Genomic DNA, 22,548 nt, shown 5'->3' on the forward strand with positions numbered 1-22,548 from the left:
TGATGGTGAGCGGTCTTTAAGGAGTCAGCGTTGCGCGCGGGGGGATTTAAGGTTTCGGGTTTGGCGCGGCCTTACGCCGCCGGGTCCTGCTCGCGATGCCGCCAGCCGAGGCGCGCTTCGATACGGGCGGCCACCGCCTGCACAGCTTGTGCGAACCGTTCGGTGCCGAGCTCGGCTTTCGCCTCGGGCATCACGATCGAAATCGTGAAGACGCACGCGCCGGTGTTATCGAGCACGGGTGCCGCGAGACACGCCACGGACGCATCCGATTCGCCGATCTGAATCGACAGCCGCGCCTCCAGCGCCTCGCGGGCAATCTGCGCGAGCACTTGCGGCCGGGTTTCCGCGCGACCGGTGGGCGAGCTTTGCGCGTGCTGCGCGAAAAACGCGACCCGTTCGGCATCCGGCAGGTGCCCGACGAGCAAGCGTCCGGACGCGGTCCAGTTGAGCGGCACGCGGCTGCCCACCCGCGAGGTCACACGGAAATGCCCCGGCCCTTCGGCCATTTGCTGTACGACCATCATGCCGTCTTCGAGTCCGCAGACCTGCACGGTCTCTTCGACTTCGGCGGAGAGCCGCTCCATTTCTTCATGAGCGACCGCGAGGTAGTCGAGCGAGCTGGCGTACGTCAAACCGTAACCGTACAGCCGCGAGCCGAGCCAGATCGTGCCGTCCATGCGCCGCGCCAACAGGTTCTTCTCGACCAGATCGTTAATGATCGAATACACGGTGGACAGCGGCGCACCGACCATGCGTGCGACTTCATACGCAGTAGCGGGGCGGTTTGCCTGCTGGAGCGCGTCGAGAATCTGCACGGCGCGCTCGATCGCACTGGTGCGCGTGCGCGGCGCAGCAGCTTCAGCCTGTGCTTCGGCGCCGGCTGAAGGCGCCGCGGGTACTGCTTCGGACGCGGAAGGTCGGGACGTGCGAGCCATCGTGCTCCTCTGACGCGAGATGTTTTTGTCCAGTTGACGCAGGGTGATTGTATGCTAGACTGATCCGTAATTACAACATATATTCCATAATTAAGAAATACCCGGTCGGAGGCGCTTCATGGACATTCGCTCTCGCTTTGGCTTACGCCCTGTCATCAATGCTTCAGGCACGATGACGAGTCTGGGTGCGTCCATTGTCAGCGCACCGGTAATCGACGCGGTGGCGCAGGCGTTGCCGCAATTCGTCGAGATCGACGATCTGCAACGCAGAGCCTCGGCGGCGATTGCCGAGGCGTGCGGCAGCGAAGCCGGGTATATCACCGCGTCGTGCTCGGCGGCGATTACGCTCTGCATCGCCGCCACCATGACGGGCGACGACCACGGCCTGATCGAACGGCTGCCCGACACGACCGCCCTGCAGCGCAACGAAGTCGTGATTCAAACCGGCCACCTTGTCAATTATGGCGCACCGGTGGACCAGGCGATCCGTCTGTCCGGCGCGCGCGTCGTGCCGGTGGGTGCGGCAACCGAAGCGCACGGCTACCAGTTGAATAGCGCCATCACCGAACGCACGGCTGCAGCGCTTTACGTGGTTTCACATCATACGGTGCAATTCGGCATGATCCCGCTCGAAGAATTTATTGCGGTCGCGCACGCGAAGGGCGTGCCCGTGATCGTCGACGCGGCTTCCGAATACGACCTGAAGCGTTTCATTGCGGCCGGCGCGGATCTCGCGCTCTACTCGGCGCACAAATTTCTCGGTGGACTGACCGCCGGCATCGTCGCGGGTAAGAAAACGCTGGTACGTGCCGCGTATTTCCAGAACGGCGGCATTGGCCGCGGCATGAAAGTCGGCAAGGAAGGCATTGTGGGCGCGATTGCCGCGCTCGAACAATGGCAGCAGCGCGACCATGTCGCGGTTCGCGCTCGCGAACGCGGCTACCTCACGCTGTGGCGCGAGACCTTGAATCGTTGCGACGGCGTCTGGGCTGAGATCGACGCCGATCCGACCGGCAATCCGCTCGATCGTCTGAAACTGCATATCGATCCCAGGCAGGCACGTATCACTGCGTGGGATCTCGCCGATGCGCTCGCGCGGCCACCCGAGGGCGAGGCGCCGGTGATCGTGCGCGATCATGAAGCGGAACTGCATTTCTTTTTCGTCGACCCGTGCAATCTGCACCCGGGCGAAGAGCAGACCGTACTGGCACGGCTTACTGCCGAACTCGAGCGCGCACGACAGTCGCCCGAACCCGTCGTTACGCCGTTTTACCAGCGCGACGCGCGCCGCATTGCCGCGCGTTGTAATTGGCCGGATTGATTCTTCCCCGGTTCATTTCGATTCACCGATGACCGTTGTTTGACCGTAGCGCCGGATTCCATTCCGGTGCCGCTTTGACTTGCCCGCTTAGTACTACTTATATCGCCGGAACATCACCGTGTAACCGGCGTTCGTTTTTCTTTCGACTTGAGGAAACCATGATGCACAAGCAGATTCTTCGTACGGCTATCGCGTTCGCTGCCGCCGGACTCGCCGCGCAGGCCGCCCACGCGCAAAGCAGCGTGACGTTGTACGGCATTGTCGATGCCGGCTTTACCTTCACCAATAACCAGAAGGGTGAGAAGGCTTATCAGGCGACGCAGGGCAACGTGCAGGGTTCGCGCTGGGGCCTGATCGGTAGCGAAGATCTGGGCGGCGGCAACAAGGTCCTGTTCAAGCTCGAAAACGGCTTTAGCCTGGAGAGTGGCGCAGCCGGTCAGGGCGGCCGCATGTTCGGCCGTAGCGCATGGGTAGCGCTCTCCAACAGCAAGGCGGGTACGATCACGCTCGGCCGTCAGTACAACAGCGTGCAGGACTATCTGTCGAACATGCAGATCAATGGCGTCGGCGCGATGAGCCAGTACGGCAATGCGATCTACGACAACGACGATATCAACAACACGTACCGTACCGACAACGCGGTCAAGTACACGACGCCGACGTATGCAGGCTTCACGGCAAACGCGATGTACGCATTCTCGAACACGGCGGGCCAGTTCGCCAACAACCGCGCATGGAGCGTCGGCGCCGACTACGTGAACGGTCCGCTGCACCTTGACGCGGCCTACTCGCTGGTCAATCAGCCGGCTACCAACACCACGGGCGCGGCGCCGTCTGATAACTACTACAGCACCAGTTCGTCGATCATCAGCGGCGTGAAGCGCAACCAGGTGTGGGGCGCGGGCGGTTCGTACGTGTTCGGCCCGGCAACCTTCCTGTTGCTGTACACGAACTCGCAATTCCAGTTGCTCAGCGGCGGCAGCCTGCACTTTGCCAACTATGAAGCCAGCGTGAAGTATCAAGTCACGCCGGCCGCGCTGCTCGCGCTCGGTTACATCTACACGACACAGAACACGAGCCGGACCACGGCCACTAATGCCCATTACAACCAGCTAAGCGTGGGCGGCGAGTACTTCCTGTCGAAGACCACCGATCTCTACCTGAACGGTATCTACCAACGTGCGTCCGGTTCGCACGCATGGGTCGAAGGTATTTCGAATCCGTCGAGCAACAACGGCCAGTTCGTGACCGTCGCCGGCATCCGCCACAAGTTCTAAGTCCGCCGCCCGCGCCGCTGCGCATGCAACATTCCGCTCAACGGAGGCTGCGGCGCGGTTCTTTCTTTTCAGGAGCACCTATGGCGACCGTTCAAGGAAGTCTGTTACTCGTCTATGCATTGATTGCCATCATCGCGCTGGTCGTGCTGATCGCGCGCTTCAAGATGAACCCGTTCATTACGTTGATGATGGTGTCGGTGGCGTTGGCACTCGCCGTCGGCATGCCGGCGACGTCGATTCTCAAGTCGTTCGAAACGGGCGTGGGCGGCACGCTCGGCCACATTGCCATCGTGGTCGGGCTCGGTACGATGCTCGGCAAGATGATGGCCGAATCGGGCGGCGCGGAACGTATTGCGCGTACGCTGATCGACCTGTTCGGGCCGAGGAACGTGCATTGGGCGATGATGTGCATCGCGTTCCTCGTCGGCCTGCCGGTGTTTTTTGAAGTCGGTTTCGTGCTGCTGATTCCGATCGCATTCAACGTCGCTCAACGGACCGGTACGTCGATGATTCGCGTCGGCATTCCGATGGTGGCGGGTTTGTCCGTCGTGCACGGTCTGATTCCGCCGCACCCGGCTGCGTTGCTCGCGGTCACGGCGTACAACGCGGATATCGGTCATACGATTTTCTACGCGCTGATCGTCGGCATTCCGACCGCGGCGGTGGCCGGCCCGCTGTTCTCCAAGCTGATCGCGCGCTTTGTCGTGCTCGACGGCTTTAACCCGATGGCGCAGCAGTTCATCGAACAGGACGCGAAGCGCTCGCATCAGGAACTGCCGGGCTTCGGCATCACGTTGTTGACGGTGTTGTTGCCGGTGTTGTTGATGCTGGTCGGCAGTTGGGCGGATTTGATCGTGCCGGCCAAAACGTCGATGAACAACGCTCTGCGTCTGATCGGCCATCCGGATATGGCTTTGTTGCTGGCCGTGTTGTTGAGCTTCTACACGTTCGGCAAGTCACGTGGCTTTAATCGCGAGCAGATTCTCAAGTTCACCAACGAGTGTCTGGCGCCGACTGCGAGTATCACGCTGGTGGTGGGAGCGGGCGCGGGCTTCGGGCGCATTCTGATCGATAGCGGCGCGTCGAAGGCGATCGTCGATGTGGCGACCGGCGCGCACGTGCCGCTGCTGATTCTCGCGTGGCTGGTGGCGGCGTTGATTCGTGTGGCGACCGGTTCGGCAACGGTCGCGATGGCGACGGCGGCCGGCATCATTGCACCGATCGCGGCAGCGGCGGTGGGCACGGCGGGCGGCGTGCGGCCCGAGTTGCTGGTGCTCGCCACCGGCGCGGGGTCGCTGATTCTGTCGCACGTGAACGACGGCGGGTTCTGGCTGGTGAAGGAGTACTTCGGTATGACTGTGCCGCAAACCTTCAAGACGTGGACCGTTTGCGAAACGATTATTTCGGTGACGGCGCTGGTGTTGACGTTGGGGCTTTCGACCGTGATTTGAGCGGGGAGGCTTTGTCGCGGCGTGTCATTCATTAGACGCGCCGCGATTTCACATTGCGCTCCCATTCGCGCGACTATCGCCGCGATCTGCTGGCTAAAGAAGGCGCGATAACTTGCGCGCGCGAGTGAGAGAGGGGGGGCGTGGCGACGTTCAACGCTGCCGTGAGATGAACGCTGCAATCGCGTCATTCAGCGCATCCGGTGCATCGCGATGCGGCGAGTGTCCGCAAGCATCGAGCTTCACCAGTTGCGCATGGGGAACGCGTTCGCCGATTGCATCAATCTGCGCCATGGTACCGTAGTTGTCGTCATGACCTTGCACCGCGAGCACCGGTTGCCTGATGGCAGCCAGTTCATCGACGATGCGCCATTCCCTGAACGCAGGATTCAGCCAGATATCGTTCCAGCCGTAGAACGCGGAATCGACGTCTGCGTGATAGCGGCTTAGCTTGCTGCGCAGATCAGTGGTTTCGTAGAGCTGCTTGGTTTGCGCAATGCTTTCCACAGAGATGTCTTCGACGAATACATGTGGTGCGATCGCTACCGCACCGGCCAATTCATCCGGATGCTGCGCCGCGTAGAGCAGCGCGATCGACCCGCCGTCGCTATGCCCGATCACCCACATGCGCCTGCGTTCCTGCGTGCCGATATCGAGCGCATCGAGCAAAGCGGGCAGGATATCGCGCGCTTGTGCGGTCATGAAGTCGACCGGCCATTTGACGTCGTGCGCACGCGGTGTGGATAGTCCATAACCGGGTCGCGAATAAACGAGACCACGCATGCCGAGCCGCTCGCACAAGGCTTGCGGCCAGTCGCGCCACATCGCGATGGAACCCAGTCCTTCGTGCAGGAAGACGGCGATAGGTGCATCGGCCGCCGCTTCATTCACCCAACGATATTCGATGCGCAACGGCCCGTGCGATGCCGTGGCGGCCAATTCTGCGAATTCGCTAGCAAGGGTTGCGGTTGCGGGCTTCTGCATGGATCACCTTATGACTGTTCGCGCAGTTTGAAGCGTTGAATCTTGCCGGTAGCGGTTTTAGGCAAATCGTCGATGAACAGGATATCGCGCGGATACTTGTGCGGCGCGAGCCGTTCCTTGACGAAAGCCTTCAACTCATCCGCGAGTATCTCAGACGGCGTGAATTCACGCTTCAACACTACGAATGCGCGGGTCTTCACGAGGCCGCCGTGATCCACGCCGACCACCGCGGCTTCCAGCACTGCGCCGTGCTGCACCAGGACCATTTCCACTTCGACGGGCGATACGTATTGACCGCTCACTTTCAGCATGTCGTCGCTGCGGCCCGCATACACGTAGCAGCCGTTCGCGAGACGGCGGTATTTATCGCCGCTGCGGATCCATTCGCCAAGGAACGTCGCGCGCGATTTCTCGCGATTGCTCCAGTACATGAGTGCCGCACTCGGTCCTTTGATAAACAGATCGCCGACTTCGTCGTCGGGCACCGGATGTCCGGCTTCGTCGCGCAGTTCAACTTCGTAGCCGGGCACGGGGCGCCCCGTGGTGCCGTACTCGACTTCACCCGGGCGGTTTGACAGGAAGATATGCAGCATCTCAGTCGAGCCGATGCCGTCGAGAATTTCGCAGCCGAAGTGCGCGGTGAAGCGCTCGCCAATTTCGCGCGGCAGCGCTTCGCCCGCCGACGTGCACACGCGCATCGCGACATCGGCGCGCGCGGGCAGGTTGGGTGAGACGAGCATGCTCGCGTAGAGCGTCGGCACGCCGTAGAAAATGGTCGGACGATGCTGTACGAGGCGAGTGAAAATCGCGTCGGCGGTGGGACGTTCAGCCATCAGTACGGCCGTAGCGCCGACCGAAAGCGGGAACGTCAAACCATTACCCAGACCGTATGCAAAGAACAACTTGGCCGCAGAGAAAACCACATCGCTTTCGACGATCCCAAGAATCGGCTTCGCGTACAACTCGGCAGTCCAGTAAAGATTTGCATGCGTGTGGACGGTGCCTTTCGGTTTGCCAGTCGACCCGGACGAATACAGCCAGAACGCGATATCGTCGCAACCGGTCGTGGGTGCCTTGATGGCCGGCGCGGCTGCATCGATCAGATCTTTAAGCAACGGCGCCGTCAAAGACTCGCCTTCAGGCGGCTGTGAAACGATCAACTGGCAACCGTCGTGTTCGGTGGTATCCATCGCCTGCGTGACATTCGGCAGCAATGCGCCGGATGCGATCACGGCGCGCGCATGGCTGTGCGTCAGCATGTACACATAGTCGGCCGTGGTGAGCAACGTGTTCGCGACGACCGGCACGACGCCTGCATAGAGCGCACCGAGAAAGGCAATCGCCAGTTCGACGGTATCGAGCATCACCAGCAGCACGCGTTCTTCCGGATGCACGCCGAGTGTGCGCAATGCGCTCGCGAAGCGCCTGGCCCGTTCTTCGAGTTCGCCGTAGGTGGTGGTGCCGGTGTCGTCGATATAGGCGGTCTTGGCGGCGCGCGCTTCATTCAGTCCAAACAGATAGGCCGCGAAATTGAATACCGCGGGCGGCGGTTCGACAGTCGGGGCGGGCCGACTCGCAGCCGTTTCCAGCAGGGCTTCCATGTGTCTCCTCCATCGGGTGGGGGCGGTCCGGCGGTTATGTGCTCTTGATCCGCGCGATGCTTACTGTCTGATTGCTTGAAGCCTGTCTCGTCCCGCTATGCTGCGGGCAAATGGGTGGTTTGCGTCAGTGCGTCGATTGCAGCGCTCGATGCCTGAACGGCAGAGCGCCTGTGATAGAACCCCAGTGCGCGCAGCCCGCCGAGTTCTTCTCCGCCACCCGCGCGGCCCGGCCCGCCATGCAGCGACATCGGCATCACGTTGCCGTGGCCGGTTTGACTCTGCTGGACTGCAGGCGAGATCGCGTGGACACGTCCGTGCGAGTCGGCGAGTTCCAGTGCGAGCTTGGCGAGATGCGCGTCGTCGTTCGAATAGATCGAGGCGACGAGCGAGCCTTGGCCGCGTCGCGCGAGTGCGACGGCGTGCGCTTCGGGAAGGGCGCCGTTTGCTGCGGTGGCGACGCGATAGGGCGCCACGGTCGCCACTGGCCCGAATACTTCGACGTCGTGCAGCAGCGTCGCGCTATCGGGATCGTTGACCACGAACAGATGCGGCGCGACGCAGGCGGCAATCGTTGCGTCCGCATCGATAAGCGGCGCAGCCGAGCCGTCGTATGCGAGCACGGCTTCCTCGCGCAACGCCGCGACGCCGGCCAGAACGTTCTCGTATTGCTCGCGGCTGACGAGCGAACCCATCCGCACGGCGTCGTTGCGTGGATTGCCGACGGTAATTTTCGCGAGCTTTGCTTTGAGCGCTTCGAGTACCGCTTCGAGCGATGCTTCAGGCACGAAGGCGCGCCGGATCGCCGTGCATTTCTGACCGGACTTCACGGTCATTTCCCGCACCACTTCCTTGATGAACAGTTCAAAGGCCGGCGTATCGGGTGTTGCGTCGGCACAGAGAATTGCGCTATTGAGGCTGTCGGCTTCGACATTCAGACGCGCACCATGCTCGACGAAAGCCGGATGCGCGCGCAGTGTCGCGGCGGTTTCCGCTGAGCCGGTGAACGACACCACGTCGAATGCCTGAATCTGATCGAGCAGACCTGCGGAACTGCCGCAGATGACGGACAACGCGCCGGGCGGCAGAATGCCTGCGTCGACCACATCGGCAACCATGCGTTGCGTGAGCCATGCCGTCGCCGTGGCGGGTTTGATAATGACGGGCACGCCGGATAACAATGCGGGCGCTGCTTTCTCCCACAAACCCCACGATGGAAAATTGAACGCGTTGATGAAGAGCGCGACGCCGCGCGTTGGCGTGAGCACGTGCTGCACGCTGAACGATTGGTCCTTGCTCAACGAAGCGGTATTAGCGTCGCGCAGCGCATGTACATCACCGAGCGACGCACCGAGTTTCGCGTAGTACGACAGTGTGAAGATGCCACCGTCGATGTCGACCGCCGAATCATTGCGCGTGGTGCCCGAGTTCGCAGTCGCGATTGCATAGTAATCGTCGCGTTTGGACTGCAGCAGTTTGACGATCTCGGCCAGACGCGCAGCGCGCTGTGCATAGGTCAGTGCACGCAGGGCCGTGCCGCCTTCTTCCCGAGCGAAACCAAATGCATGGTTGAGATCCAGGCCCTGGCTCGACACGCGCACGAGCGCTTCGCCGGTGATCGGGTCGGTCAGCGTCACGCCTTCACCGTCGCCCGCGACCCACTGGCCCGCAACGTAGTTCTTCAATAGTTCGGTCATAGCGAGTCTCAGGCGGAAGGTGAGCTGGGAGTGAATTCGATCGCGCCTTGCGGCAGCAGATACAGCACCAACGCCTGCCCATTCTCAACGGTCGGTCGATGCGCGCTGCCGGGGCCGTACACGCACCAGCCGGCCGGATGACCGTCGAAGGTAGCGCCTTCGGTGAGCGGCATGATCAGATCGATTTCGCCGTTGGGATGCACATGATGCGGACCGGCAATATCCTTCATATCGACCACGTCGACGGAAAAGCCGTGGGTTTCCGGCAAGGCCTTGAAGATCCGGCCATAACGAATGCCGCCGCCTTCGCGGTTGCACAGCCAGCCTTCGGCCACGCCGGCGCGGCAGGCATCCGCCAGTTCGCGGAAGGTCGCGCCATCCGCGGGATACGTGTCGTTGAGCCACGTGGCCAGCGTGCCGTCGAGCGGGCGGCCGGCGAGTTGCTCGGTCACGCCCGCAATCAGGCGTTGAAAGTCATGTGGGGACATGCAAGCCTCCAGATCAGCGCGCGCGCACGCACCTTAATTCATACGTGCTGTTGCGCTGTCTCCGTGACGCTGCCGAAAAACCTCGACAGCGTTTGTTATTAGATCAATATTTGGCGAAAATTAACTGTTCACCAGAGCCCTGTCAAGCACTATAGTACATGTAACGTATTCAATAGGCAGTTAAACATGAATCAAAATTACTCTTCCGCGCCGCTGGACGATCCTGCCGATGAGGACGCGAGCCGCTCCGCTGGGGCCAACCGCGGAGCGGACAGCGGGGCCGAGCGTGGGACGGAGCGCGAGGAACGCGATCCTTTTCTAACGGCAATGGGTGATCGCGTGCGCTTGCTGCGTGCGCGCCGTGGCATGACGCGCAAGACGCTGGCGACTGAAACCGGCTTGTCGGAGCGTCATCTGGCGAATCTGGAATCGGGCGTGGGCAACGCATCGGTGCTGGTGTTGCGGCAGATCGCGGCGACGCTGAACTGCCCGCTGGCCGAAGTGATCGGCGACGAAACCACTTCTTCCGCCGAATGGCTGCTGATCCGCGAACTGCTGCAGGGGCGCGACCAGGCGGCGCTACAGCGCGCCCGCGTGGCGCTTGCCGAGATGTTCGCGCAGGCGCCGCGCGACCCGCATCGCAAGGACCGGATCGCGTTGATCGGCCTGCGTGGGGCTGGTAAGTCGACCTTCGGCCGGATGCTGGCGCAGGAGCGCAAGGTGCCGTTCGTCGAGCTGACGCGCGTGATCGAGCAACTCGCCGGTTGTCCGCCGTCGGAGATTCATTCGCTTTATGGTGCGAGCGCTTACCGGCGTTATGAACACCGCGCGCTGGAGGCGGTGATTCACGAGCACGAGCGCGCTGTGATCGCGTCGCCGGGCGGGCTGGTGTCGGAGTCGGGCACCTTCAACGCATTGCTGTCGCACTGCTTTACCGTATGGCTGCAGGCCACACCGGAAGAGCATATGCGCCGCGTCGTCGCGCAAGGCGACCTGCGGCCGATGTCCGGCAACAAGGAGGCGATGGATGATCTTAAGCGCATCCTGGCGGGGCGCAGCGAACTATACGGCCGCGCCGACATGACCTTCGACACCAGCGAAAAAACCTTGGCCGACGCCTACTTGCAGTTGCGCGACCGGCTGGCTGCAAGGCTCGCGGCGGAATCGCCGGACGAAGTGCGGGTGAGCTGAAATGCAGTGCGAGCCTAGGGTTTACTAGCAAACATGCACTAAAGTGCTTTACTCGGGGATGACGATGCACTATTGTTCAAAAAACAAGTTTTGCATCGTCCAGTCAGGAGACGCCCCATGTCCACAGCAGAAACCGCCATCGCGCCGGTCGACTACCGCACCGATCCTTCGCAGTACAAGCATTGGAAGCTGAGTTTCAACGGTCCTGTCGCGACCCTTGGCATCGATATCGCCGAGGACGGCGGGATCCGGGACGGCTACAAGCTAAAGCTGAATTCATACGACCTTGGCGTCGACATCGAACTGCACGACGCGATACAGCGCATCCGCTTCGAGCATCCCGAAGTCAAAACGGTGGTGCTAACGAGCCTGAAGGACCGCGTGTTCTGCTCGGGCGCAAACATCTTCATGCTGGGACTGTCCACGCATGCGTGGAAGGTCAACTTCTGCAAGTTCACCAACGAAACGCGTAACGGTCTCGAAGACTCGTCGCGTCATTCAGGTCTGAAGTTTCTCGCCGCCGTGAACGGTGCATGCGCCGGTGGCGGTTACGAACTCGCGCTCGCTTGCGACGAAATCTATCTGGTCGATGACCGCTCGTCGTCGGTTTCGCTGCCGGAAGTGCCGCTGCTGGGCGTGCTGCCGGGTACGGGTGGCCTGACGCGTGTTACCGATAAACGCAAGGTGCGTCACGATCGTGCAGACATCTTCTGCACGGTGGTCGAAGGCATCCGCGGTGAACGGGCGAAAGCATGGCGTCTCGTGGATGAAGTCGTGAAGCCGAATCAGTTCGATCAGACGATTCATGCGCGCGCGCTGGAACTTGCCGAACAAAGCGATCGTCCGTCGGACGCACAAGGCGTCATGCTCACGCGTATCGAACGCACCAACCGCGAAGACGGCCTGACTTATAAAACGCTCGACGTTACGATCGATCGTGCGAAGCGCATCGCCACCTTCACGGCGAAAGCCCCGCAAGCGGGACAACCCACGGAGATCGACGCGATCGTCGCCGCAGGCACGAGTTGGTGGCCGCTGCAGTTCGCCCGCGAACTCGACGACGCGATTCTGTCGATGCGTACCAACGAACTCGAGGTCGGCACCTGGGTCTTCAAGACCGAAGGCGACGCCCGTAACCTGCTCGCTACCGACGCCACGCTGATGCAGCACAAGGACCACTGGTTCGTGCGCGAGACCATCGGCCTCCTGCGCCGCACGCTGGCACGTATCGACGTGTCGTCGCGTTCGCTGTTCGCACTGATCGAACCGGGTTCGTGCTTTGCCGGCACCTTCGCGGAACTCGCGTTTGCTTGCGACCGCAGCTATATGGCCGCACTGCCGAGCAACGAAGACGAAGAGCCGGCGATCACGCTGTCGGAAGTCAATTTCGGTCTCTATCCGATGGTTACGCATCAATCACGTCTCGCTCGTCGCTTCTATGAAGAAGTCGAACCGCTCGACGCGGTGCGCTCGAAGATCGGCCAGGCGATCAAAGCTGTTGAAGCCGAGCGCCTTGGTCTCGTGACCGCATCGCCCGACGATATCGATTGGGCCGACGAAATCCGCATCGCGCTCGAAGAACGCGCGGCGATGTCGCCGGATGCATTGACCGGACTGGAAGCGAATCTGCGCTTCAACGGCCCGGAAACGATGGAGACGCGTATTTTCGGGCGTCTCACCGCATGGCAGAACTGGATCTTTAACCGGCCAAACGCAGTGGGCGAGAAGGGCGCGCTCAAGGTGTACGGCAAGGGCAGCAAGGCGCAATTCGACGTCTCGCGCGTTTGATTCTTTCGACGCGACGCAACGTAACTGAAAGCGACGCCACCTGCCTGATACGCGCCTCTCATCCGCAAGCTCTGTATTCCGACCAAGGAACCGACCATGTCTACGATCAACTACAGCGAAAAGATTCCGAACAACGTCAATCTCGCCGACGACCGTGCACTGCAACGCGCGCTCGAACAATGGCAGCCGAATTTTCTGTCGTGGTGGGGCGATATGGGCCCGGAAGGCTCGCACGGCTATGACGTGTATCTGCGCACGGCGGTGAGCGTCGACGCGGGCGGCTGGGCGCATTTCGATCACGTGAAAATGCCCGACTATCGCTGGGGCATTTTCCTCACCCCCGGCGAACAGGATCGCAAGATTCATTTCGGCGAGCACAAGGGTGAGGCCGCGTGGCAGGACGTGCCCGGCGAGCATCGCGCGAATCTGCGCCGCATCATCGTCACGCAAGGCGATACGGAGCCGGCTTCGGTCGAGCAACAACGGCATCTGGGTTTGACCGCGCCGTCGATGTACGACCTGCGCAACCTGTTTCAGGTGAATGTAGAAGAAGGGCGACACTTGTGGGCGATGGTGTACCTGCTGCATCGCTACTTCGGCCGCGACGGTCGCGAGGAAGCCGAAGCGCTACTCGGCCGCCGTTCGGGCGACGAAGACAATCCACGCATTCTCGGCGCTTTCAACGAGAAAACGCCGGACTGGCTCGCGTTTTACATGTTCACGTACTTCACCGACCGCGACGGTAAGTTCCAGTTGTCGGCGCTCGCCGAGTCGGGCTTTGATCCGCTTGCACGTACCACGAAGTTCATGCTGACCGAAGAAGCGCATCACATGTTCGTTGGCGAATCGGGTGTGTCACGCGTGATCCAGCGCACGGCGCAAGTGATGAACGAACTGGGCACGGACGACGTCGCGAAGATTCGCGCTGCTGGCGTGATCGATCTGCCGACCATCCAGCGGTACTTGAACTTCCATTACTCGGTGACGATCGACCTGTTCGGCGCTGATCATTCGTCTAATGCGGCCACGTTCTATAGCTCGGGCCTGAAGGGCCGCTATGAAGAGAACAAGCGCGACGACGACCATCAACTGAACGGCCAAAGCTACAAGCTGCTCGACGTGCAGGACGGCAAACTGGTCGAGCGTGAAGTGCCGATGCTCAACGCCATGAACGAAGTGCTGCGCGACGACTACATTAAAGATTCGGTGGCGGGTGTCGGCCGCTGGAACAAGGTACTCGAAAAGGCCGGCATCGATTTCCGCATGACAGTGCCGCATAAAGCGTTCAACCGGCAGATCGGCACGTTTGCAGGTACGCGTGTGTCGCCGGACGGCCGCGTGATCAGCGAAACCGAATGGGCCGCCAATGAAGCGAAGTGGCTCGCTTCACCGGAAGACCGCGCGTATGTCGCCTCGCTGATGGGCCGCGTCGTAGAGCCCGGCAAGTTCGCGAACTGGATTGCGCCGCCGGCAATGGGTGTGAACCGTCAGCCGGTCGATTTCGAATACGTGCGTTTTAACTGAGCACGGCGATTGAAAACGTGCGGCGTGCGGCGTCGTATTCGCACGAATATCTGGTGGAGGATGTCATGAACGGCCCAGTATCGATCGAAGTTCTCAGGCAGCATCTGATCGATCCGGAAATCTGCATTCGCTGCAATACCTGCGAAGAGACGTGCCCGGTCGATGCGATCACGCACGACGAGAACAACTATGTGGTCAAGGCGGATGTCTGCAACGGCTGCATGGCGTGCGTGCCACCGTGTCCGACTGGCTCGATCGATAACTGGCGCACCGTGCTGAAAGCCAATGCGTATTCCATCGACGAGCAGTTCAAGTGGGACGTGTTGCCCGAGCAGAACACGATGGCTGTGGCGGCTGCTGAAGATGAATCGGTTGCGGCCGGAGCGTCAGGCGATGCGCCGACGGACGCAAGCGGTATTGACGTCGATACCGTACGCGGGTCGGTCGTGCCGCCGTGGTCCGCGGCGAAACCGTACGTGAATCTCTACACGCACAAGGCGCCGACTACCGCGACGGTGGTCGGCAACTACCGGCTCACCGACGGCTCCACCGATAGCGACATCCATCACATCGTGCTCGATTTCGGTTCGATGCCTTTCCCTGTGTTGGAGGGGCAGTCGATCGGCATCCTGCCGCCAGGCGCGACCGCCGATGGCCGCACACATCACGCGCGGCAGTATTCGATCGCGAGTCCGCGCGATGGCGAACGGCCCGGCTATAACAACGTTTCTCTCACCGTGAAGCGCGTGTCCCAGCAGCACGGCGACGCGCTCGATGGAGTCTGCTCGAATTATCTGTGCGATCTGAAGAAGGGCGACGTGGTCAGCGTGATCGGCCCGTTCGGCGGTACCTTCCTGATGCCGAATCATCCGAACTCGCATTTGCTGATGATTTGCACGGGCACCGGCTCGGCGCCGATGCGCGCGATGACCGAATATCGCAGGCGTCGTCGTCTGAAAGGCGCAACCGGCAAGCTGATGTTGTTCTTCGGCGCGCGTACGAAAGAAGAGTTGCCGTACTTCGGGCCGCTGACGAATCTGCCCAAGGATTTCATCGATACGAATCTGGCGTTTTCGCGCACGCCGGGCCAGCCGAAGCGTTACGTGCAGGACGCGATGCGCGAGCGCGCGGTCGATGTCGCGCAGATGCTCAAAGACGACAACACGCATATCTACGTGTGCGGGTTGAAGGGGATGGAAGACGGCGTGCTGCAAGCGCTCAAGGATATCGGCGAACAGCACCAGCTCGACTGGGAAGCGTTGTGGTTGAAGTTGAAGCGGGAAGGGCGGCTACATCTGGAGACGTATTGAGCCGCTAAGTCTCGGGAGAGGCATCACACAGCGGCGCGAAGGCCCGGCTGCTTTTAAAAAACGCAGCCGGACTTTTTTTTATCTCGAGGGATCCGCGCCGTCTTCGTGCTGCGACGGCGACACCGCCCCACACGCACGAATCACCAACTGCACGACTTCCTCCGTCGTCACCTCAAACGCTTTCTGCGTCAGCGCGCGTTTGCCTTTAAGCGCGCGAATCTGCGCGTCGAAGTCGGCGTAATGCTGGGTAGTCGCCCAGATCATGTACATCAGCGTTTGCGCATCCACCGGCGCCAGCAGCCCGCGCGCGATCCAGTCGTCGATCACCTTCACCCGGCTGTCCAGCCACGGCTTCACGCGCCCCGTGAGAATGTCCTCCATATGCTCCGCGCCGTGAATGATCTCGCTTGCCCACACCTTCGAGCCTAACGGCCGGCGGCGCGACAACTCCATTTTCGCGCGTACGTATCCGCCAATCGCTTCGACCGGATCGTCGCTGCATTCGAACGTGTCCGCCGCGCGATGCCAGTCTTCGAACAGATCTTCCAGCACACGCCGGTACAACGCGAGTTTTGTCGGGAAGTAGTAATGCAGGTTAGCTTTCGGTAAGCCTGCACGCTCCGCGATCATCGCCGTGCTGGTTCCGTCGAGTCCTCGTTCGGCGAAAACCGCTTCGGCGCACGCCAACAAATGCGCTTCATTCGACTCGCGAATGTGCGCCTTGCGCCGCCGCAAAGGTGCGCGAGTTTCGTCCAGTGTCTCGTCGTTTTCCGTGATGTCGGCAGCCACGTTGTCGTCTCTCATGTTGGCCTGCATCGGCATGTGTGCCGCGTCGCGCTTCATTCTAGTCGTTTGAGCGCGGATGGACACGCGCATTCGAGGTCGTCGAAAAATGCGTGCTGCAGTGCAATGGCACGCTTCTCGCTATGTTTCCTACCGTACGAAAGGTGTTGATTTGGCGGGCTTAATCGTCTACAACCTGTCCAACTGGACAGGATTGAGAGAGCGGGAGATGCCCCAGGGTTTGCCCTCTGTAAAAGAGGCGATCAAAGGCATCGAGTGTGCACCGCCGCCGTGCGGACACGCCCCAAAACCCGCCGCCGATGCACCAGTTTCATGTCGATTCACCGAAAGGAGCGAGACGAATGAACGCGGTATCCGAAGCGCTGAAGCACGCAGAACCCGCTACGTCGATCAAGGTCGACGGCAAGCGGCTGTGGGACAGCCTGATGACGATGGCGAAGATCGGCGCGACGCCCAAAGGCGGCGTCTGCCGATTGGCGTTGACCGACCTCGACAAACAGGGGCGCGACCTGATCGTCAGTTGGGCGAAAGAAGCGGGTTGCACGGTCAGTGTCGATCAGATGGGCAATGTGTTCATGCGCCGCGCTGGGCGTAACCCCGATGCGTTGCCGGTCATGACCGGTTCGCATGCGGACTCGCAGCCGACCGGCGGCCGCTTCGACGGTATCTACGGTGTGCTCGGCGGACTCGAAGTGATCCGCAGTCTGAACGATCACGGCATCGAGACCGAGCATCCGGTTGAAGTGGTGATCTGGACCAACGAGGAGGGCTCGCGCTTTGCGCCCGCCATGGTTGCCTCAGGAGTGTTCGCCGGCGTCTTCACACTGGACTACGGCCTCTCGCGCAAGGACGTGGATGGGAAGACCATCGGCGAGGAGCTCAAACGTATCGGCTATGCGGGCGATCTTCCTTGCGGCGGTCGTCCCTTGCATGCCGCGTTCGAATTGCATATCGAGCAAGGGCCGATTCTCGAAGCCGAGCACAAAACCATCGGCGTGGTGACCGATGCGCAAGGTCAGCGCTGGTACGAAATCACGCTGACGGGACAGGAGGCTCACGCGGGTCCGACGCCGATGCCGCGCCGTCGCGATGCATTGCTCGGGGCCGCGCGCGTGGTCGATCTGGTCAATCGAATCGGGCTGGATAACGCGCCGTTCGGCTGCGCAACGGTCGGCATGATGCAGGTCTATCCGAACTCGCGCAATGTGATTCCGGGCCGCGTGTTCTTCACCGTCGATTTCCGTCATCCGGACGACGCGGTGCTCGCAAAGATGGATGTGGCGCTACGTGAGGGCGTGGAGAAAATCACCAGCACCATCGGTCTGGAAACCGAACTCGAGCAGATCTTTTACTACGCGCCGGTCGCTTTCGACGAAGCCTGCGTGAAGTCAGTACGCGCCGCGGCCGAACGCTTCGGCTATCCGCATCGCAACATGGTTTCAGGCGCGGGACACGACGCCTGTTATCTGTCGCAAGTCGCGCCGACTTCGATGGTGTTCGTGCCGTGCGTCGACGGGATCAGTCACAACGAGATCGAGGACGCGACCTTCGAATGGATCGAAGCGGGCGCCAACGTTTTGCTGCACGCCATGCTCGGACGAGCGTGCGAGCCGGTTTCATAACGCTTTAGCGGTTGTAGTTGCGGGTTTTAGTTGATTCCCTAGCCTCACCGTAGTGCCCATAAAACATGCCGCCCCGGCTCCGCTTCAGCGCAGCCGGCGGGACCGGCTACGTCCTCACATCGAAGAAGGAACGTGTATGGCCATCAAGCAAACCGGCGATATTGCGGCTCAACGCCTATCGGCCGCTCAACTCTCGTGCGAGTTCTCCGATATCGCACCGTTGCTCGACGCGAGTGCCGCGGCTGCAGCAGCGAGCCGCTGTCACTACTGTTACGACGCGCCGTGTGTGAACGCGTGTCCGACACAGATCGACATTCCCAGTTTCATTCGCAAGATCAGCAACGGCAATCTGAAGGGCGCGGCCGTCGACATTCTGTCTGCGAATCCGCTGGGCGGTATGTGCTCGCGCGTTTGCCCGACCGAGATTCTTTGCGAGGGTGCTTGCGTGCGCAACCATCAGGATGCGAAGCCGGTGGCGATCGGCGCGCTGCAACGTCATGCGACCGATTGGGCGATGGCGCGCGGCGAAGTGCTGTTCAAACGTGCGGCTGAAACGGGTCGGCACGTCGCGGTGGTCGGTGCGGGACCGGCTGGACTGGCGTGTGCGCATCGGCTTGCATTGGCCGGCCATAACGTGACCATCTACGACGCGCACGAGAAAGCGGGTGGTCTGAACGAATACGGCATCGCTGCCTATAAAACCGTCGATGATTTTGCGCAACGCGAAGTGGCGTGGCTGTGCTCGATCGGCGGCATCGAGATCAAGCACGGCGTGGCGCTTGGACGTGACGTGGAGCTCGACGCGCTGCGCAAGCAGCATGATGCGGTCTTCCTCGCGATCGGTCTCACGGGCGTGCGCGCATTGGCGATGGACGGTGAGGACCTGAGTGGCGTGATGAACGCAGTGGATTTCATCGAACAGGTGCGCACGGCGAGTGACTTCGGCACGGTGCCGGTGGGCCGGCGAGTCGTCGTGATCGGCGGCGGCAATACGGCAGTGGATGCAGCCGTGCAAAGCCACAAGCTTGGCGCGACGTCGGTGACGATGGTGTATCGGCGCGGCGTCGAGTCGATGAGCGCGACGTGGGCCGAGCGCGATTTCGCGCAGACCAACGGCGTCACGCTCGTCACGCATGCAAAGCCGATGCGTTTGATCGGAGACGGCGGCGTGGTGACCGGTGTCGAATTCGAGCGCGCGTTAGGCGATGGCAGTCAGGAGCGCTTCGTGGTCGAGGCCGACATGGTGTTAAAGGCAATCGGGCAGACGCTGGTGCCGGTCGGCATCGAGCGCGAACTGTTGACACTGGACGGCAGCCGTATCGCAGTCGATGCCAACGGACAAACCTCGTTGCCCGGCGTATGGGCGGGTGGCGATTGCGCGGCGACTGGCGGGGTCGATCTGACGGTACAAGCGGTGCAGGACGGCAAGGTCGTCGCCGCCGCGATTGACGCCCAGTTCGCCCGCACAGCAGTCAAAGCCGCGTGAGACTGCACAGAGCCGCTTAAGCCACGCATCACACCAAGATAAAACAGAAGTCCCCAAGGAGCCGAACATGGCCGATCTGCGCTGTACGATTGCCGGCATTACGTCGCCGAATCCCTTCTGGCTCGCTTCCGCGCCGCCGACCGACAAAGCCTATAACGTGAACCGCGCGTTCGAAGCGGGCTGGGGCGGGGTCGTGTGGAAGACACTGGGCCTCGACCCGCATGTAGTGAACGTCAGCTCACGCTATGGCGCGGTGCAATGGAACGGCCAGCGCATCGCGGGCCTGAACAATATCGAACTGATCACTGACCGTCCGCTCGACGTCAACCTTAAGGAAATCGCCCAGGTCAAACGCGACTGGCCGGATCGCGCGATGATCGTCTCGCTGATGGTGCCGTGCAACGAGCGCGACTGGAAGTGGATTTTGCCGCTTGTCGAAGACACCGGCGCCGACGCGGTGGAATTGAATTTCGGCTGCCCGCACGGCATGAGCGAGCGCGGCATGGGTGCGGCGGTCGGTCAGGTGCCCGAGTACATCGAGATGGTCACGCGCTGGGTCAAGGAGGGCTCGAAGTTGCCGTGCCTCGTCAAGCTCACGCCGAATATCAGCGACATCCGCCTCGGTTCGCGCGCGGCCTATAAAGGCGGCGCGGACGGCGTGTCGCTGATCAACACGATCAACTCGATCGTCGCGGTGGATCTCGACGCGATGTCGCCGCTGCCGATGGTCGACGGCAAAGGCACGCACGGCGGCTATTGCGGTCCGGCGGTCAAGCCGATCGCGCTGAACATGGTGGCCGAAATTGCACGCGACGTGGAAACGCCGAATCTGCCGATCTCCGGCATCGGCGGTATTTCGACGTGGCGCGATGCGGCCGAATTCATGGTGCTCGGCGCAGGCAGCGTGCAGGTCTGCACGGCGGCGATGCACTATGGATTCCGTATCGTCTCCGATCTTGCGGATGGTCTTTCAAACTGGATGGACGAAAAAGGCTACGCGACGCTCGACGACATTCGCGGCCGCGCTGTGCCGAACGTCACCGACTGGAAGTACCTGAACCTCAAATACGACATCAAGGCGCGCATCGATCAGGACAAATGCATCCAGTGCGGCCTCTGCCATATCGCCTGCGAAGACACCGCACACCAGGCGATCATGAAAGAAAAAGATGGCGTCCGGCATTTTGAAGTGATGGACTCCGAATGTGTCGGCTGCAATCTGTGCATGCATGTGTGCCCGGTCGAGCAGTGCATCACGATGGAGCGCGTGGACAGCGGCGAGTATGCGAACTGGACCACGCATCCGAACAACCCTGCACGGGTGGATGCTGGTGAAAGCGACAAGTCAGACGCCGTTGAAACCGCCGAGCATGCCCATGCCCACGCAGCAAAAGCAGCTTGAAACCTGAGCTACCAGTAGGAAAAGAAACGAAGCGAAGCGCTTGTACTGAACCTGTAATTTTCCCTCAAGGCCTGACGCGCCATCAGAAGCCGCGCAGGCCTCAACGATCAGTGGAGATCTTTCGATGAAGCAGACAGCGCAACCCGTCGATCCGCAGTTTGCGGCCGGCGCGCAGGGCAGCAGTCTTTACAACGACGACCTTGCGCCGACCGGCGTCGCACAGCGCACGTGGCGGTGGTATCACTTCGCCGCGCTGTGGGTGGGGATGGTGATGAACATCGCGTCGTACATGCTCGCGGCCGGTTTGACGGAAGAAGGCATGTCGCCGTGGCAGGCGGTGGCAACCGTGTTGCTCGGCAATCTGATCGTGCTGGTGCCGATGCTGCTGATCGGGCATGCGGGCGCGAAGCACGGCATTCCCTACGCAGTGCTGGTGCGTTCTTCCTTCGGCACGCAAGGCGCGAAACTGCCGGCGATGCTGCGGGCGATCGTCGCGTGTGGCTGGTACGGCATTCAGACATGGCTGGGCGGCAGCGCGATCTACACGTTGCTGAACATTCTGACTGGCAACGCGCTGCACGGCGCGGCCTTGCCTTTCCTTGACATCTCGCTCACGCAGCTCGCGTGTTTCCTGGTGTTCTGGGCGTTGCAGATCTATTTCATCGTGCACGGCACCGACTCGATTCGTTGGCTCGAAAGTTGGTCCGCGCCGATCAAGATCGTGATGTGTATCGCGCTGGTGTGGTGGGCCACCTCGAAGGCGGGCGGCCTCGGCTCGATGTTGTCCGCGCCGTCGCAGTTCGTGCCGGGCGGCAAGAAGGAGGGCATGTTCTGGGCGACTTTCTGGCCCGGCCTCACGGCGATGGTGGGCTTCTGGGCGACGCTCGCGCTGAACATCCCCGACTTCACACGCTTTGCTAAAACGCAGCGCGACCAGATTATCGGCCAGTCGATCGGTTTGCCGGTGCCGATGGCCTTGCTCTCGGTGATCTCCGTGGTGGTGACGTCGGCGACCGTGGTGATCTACGGCAAGGCGATCTGGGACCCGATCGACCTGACGAGCCGCATGACCGGCATCGGCGTCGGCCTTGCACTGATCATCCTGACGCTGGATACGATGTGCTGCAATCTGGCGGCTAATCTTGTTGGGCCGGCTTATGATTTTTCGAGCCTGTGGCCGAAGGGCATTTCGTATCGCGTCGGTGGCATGATTACCGCGACCATCGCCATTGTGATGATGCCGTGGAAGATTCTTGCCACCACGCAGGGCTATATCTTCACGTGGCTGGTTGGATACTCGGCTTTGCTCGGTCCGGTAGCGGGCATTCTGATGGTCGACTACTTCCTCATTCGCGGCACACGGCTGGACCCGCGCGAACTGTTCGACGAGCATGGCGAGTACAGCTACACCGGCGGCTGGAATATCGGCGCGGTGGTGGCGCTCGTGATCGGCGTGCTGCCGAATTTGCCGGGTTTCCTGCACACCGCGTTTCCGGCGTCATTCCCGAATGTGCCGGCGATTTTCAACACGCTCTATACGTATGCCTGGTTTGTCGGACTCGCGTTGGCGTCGATCGTATACAGCGCGTGGATGAAGCTGAGCAAAGGACCGAGTGCGCGCGTGGCGAGTGCCTGAGTGTCCATAAGCCACGCACGAGGCAAATGAAGTACGT

17 protein-coding genes are annotated in these 22,548 nt (G+C 61.4%); 11 read left to right on the forward strand and 6 right to left on the reverse strand.

What is annotated here, in order from left to right; all coding sequences use genetic code 11:
* Positions 1–71 precede the first annotated feature (71 nt).
* Entirely contained in the window at positions 72–935 is an 864-nt protein-coding gene (locus tag FSO04_RS07475; RefSeq protein WP_154559062.1) for an IclR family transcriptional regulator, read from the reverse strand.
* 118 nt (positions 936–1,053) lie between these two features.
* On the opposite strand from FSO04_RS07475, the gene FSO04_RS07480 reads away from it, so the two are divergent.
* From FSO04_RS07480 to FSO04_RS07490, 3 genes are all read left to right on the forward strand, one after another.
* Positions 1,054–2,256 (forward strand): aminotransferase class V-fold PLP-dependent enzyme, encoded by a 1,203-nt coding sequence (locus tag FSO04_RS07480; protein ID WP_154559063.1) that lies wholly within the window; start codon positions 1,054–1,056, stop codon positions 2,254–2,256.
* A gap of 158 nt (positions 2,257–2,414) precedes the next feature.
* Positions 2,415–3,533 carry a porin gene (locus tag FSO04_RS07485; protein WP_154559064.1) on the forward strand — a complete coding sequence of 373 codons (1,119 nt, stop codon included), beginning with the start codon at positions 2,415–2,417 and terminating at the stop codon, positions 3,531–3,533.
* 80 nt (positions 3,534–3,613) lie between these two features.
* Entirely contained in the window at positions 3,614–4,984 is a 1,371-nt protein-coding gene (locus tag FSO04_RS07490; RefSeq protein ID WP_154559065.1) for a GntT/GntP/DsdX family permease, read from the forward strand.
* Between the two features lie 150 nt (positions 4,985–5,134).
* Here the strand turns inward: FSO04_RS07490 and FSO04_RS07495 are convergent, their stop codons facing one another.
* The 4 genes from FSO04_RS07495 to FSO04_RS07510 form a co-directional block, all read right to left on the reverse strand.
* Complete coding sequence (locus FSO04_RS07495) at positions 5,135–5,965, reverse strand: alpha/beta fold hydrolase (RefSeq protein WP_154559066.1); 831 nt, start codon at positions 5,963–5,965, stop codon at positions 5,135–5,137.
* Positions 5,966–5,973: 8 nt separating this feature from the next.
* Positions 5,974–7,566 (reverse strand): benzoate-CoA ligase family protein, encoded by a 1,593-nt coding sequence (locus FSO04_RS07500; RefSeq protein WP_154559067.1) that lies wholly within the window; start codon positions 7,564–7,566, stop codon positions 5,974–5,976.
* Positions 7,567–7,661: 95 nt separating this feature from the next.
* The gene (locus tag FSO04_RS07505; protein ID WP_154559068.1) at positions 7,662–9,260 is read right to left on the reverse strand and encodes a 3,4-dehydroadipyl-CoA semialdehyde dehydrogenase; all 1,599 of its coding nucleotides are present in this window, start codon (positions 9,258–9,260) and stop codon (positions 7,662–7,664) included.
* A gap of 8 nt (positions 9,261–9,268) precedes the next feature.
* On the reverse strand, positions 9,269–9,748 hold the full coding sequence (locus FSO04_RS07510; RefSeq protein WP_154559069.1) for a DUF4863 family protein: 480 nt from the start codon (positions 9,746–9,748) through the stop codon (positions 9,269–9,271).
* A 186-nt stretch (positions 9,749–9,934) separates the two neighbouring features.
* Here FSO04_RS07510 and FSO04_RS07515 point away from each other — a divergent pair, with 186 nt between their 5' ends.
* The 4 genes from FSO04_RS07515 to boxA all read left to right on the forward strand — a co-directional run bounded on the left by FSO04_RS07515 (position 9,935) and on the right by boxA (position 15,561).
* Positions 9,935–10,939 (forward strand): helix-turn-helix transcriptional regulator, encoded by a 1,005-nt coding sequence (locus FSO04_RS07515; protein ID WP_154559070.1) that lies wholly within the window; start codon positions 9,935–9,937, stop codon positions 10,937–10,939.
* Positions 10,940–11,056: 117 nt separating this feature from the next.
* Complete coding sequence (gene boxC, locus FSO04_RS07520; protein ID WP_154559071.1) at positions 11,057–12,727, forward strand: 2,3-epoxybenzoyl-CoA dihydrolase; 1,671 nt, start codon at positions 11,057–11,059, stop codon at positions 12,725–12,727.
* 96 nt (positions 12,728–12,823) lie between these two features.
* A complete protein-coding gene (gene boxB / locus FSO04_RS07525; protein WP_093643119.1) occupies positions 12,824–14,251 on the forward strand; it encodes a benzoyl-CoA 2,3-epoxidase subunit BoxB in 1,428 nt (475 codons plus the stop codon).
* Positions 14,252–14,316: 65 nt separating this feature from the next.
* Entirely contained in the window at positions 14,317–15,561 is a 1,245-nt protein-coding gene (gene boxA, locus FSO04_RS07530; RefSeq protein WP_154559072.1) for a benzoyl-CoA 2,3-epoxidase subunit BoxA, read from the forward strand.
* Between the two features lie 78 nt (positions 15,562–15,639).
* Here boxA and FSO04_RS07535 read toward each other — a convergent pair whose 3' ends face one another.
* Positions 15,640–16,404, reverse strand: a complete 765-nt coding sequence (locus FSO04_RS07535; RefSeq protein WP_171927695.1) for a TetR/AcrR family transcriptional regulator — start codon at positions 16,402–16,404, stop codon at positions 15,640–15,642.
* Between the two features lie 302 nt (positions 16,405–16,706).
* Here FSO04_RS07535 and FSO04_RS07540 point away from each other — a divergent pair, with 302 nt between their 5' ends.
* From FSO04_RS07540 to FSO04_RS07555, 4 genes are all read left to right on the forward strand, one after another.
* Positions 16,707–17,987, forward strand: coding sequence for a Zn-dependent hydrolase (locus FSO04_RS07540; protein ID WP_154559074.1), 1,281 nt, complete (start codon positions 16,707–16,709; stop codon positions 17,985–17,987).
* A 136-nt stretch (positions 17,988–18,123) separates the two neighbouring features.
* Positions 18,124–19,473, forward strand: coding sequence for an NAD(P)-dependent oxidoreductase (locus FSO04_RS07545; RefSeq protein WP_154559075.1), 1,350 nt, complete (start codon positions 18,124–18,126; stop codon positions 19,471–19,473).
* Between the two features lie 67 nt (positions 19,474–19,540).
* Positions 19,541–20,875: an NAD-dependent dihydropyrimidine dehydrogenase subunit PreA gene (gene preA, locus FSO04_RS07550; protein WP_154559076.1), complete on the forward strand. Its 1,335-nt coding sequence runs from the start codon at positions 19,541–19,543 to the stop codon at positions 20,873–20,875.
* Between the two features lie 124 nt (positions 20,876–20,999).
* Complete coding sequence (locus FSO04_RS07555) at positions 21,000–22,511, forward strand: NCS1 family nucleobase:cation symporter-1 (protein WP_154559077.1); 1,512 nt, start codon at positions 21,000–21,002, stop codon at positions 22,509–22,511.
* The last annotated feature ends 37 nt before the right edge of the window (positions 22,512–22,548 follow it).

This window comes from Paraburkholderia madseniana, from assembly GCF_009690905.1.
GTDB lineage: Bacteria > Pseudomonadota > Gammaproteobacteria > Burkholderiales > Burkholderiaceae > Paraburkholderia > Paraburkholderia madseniana.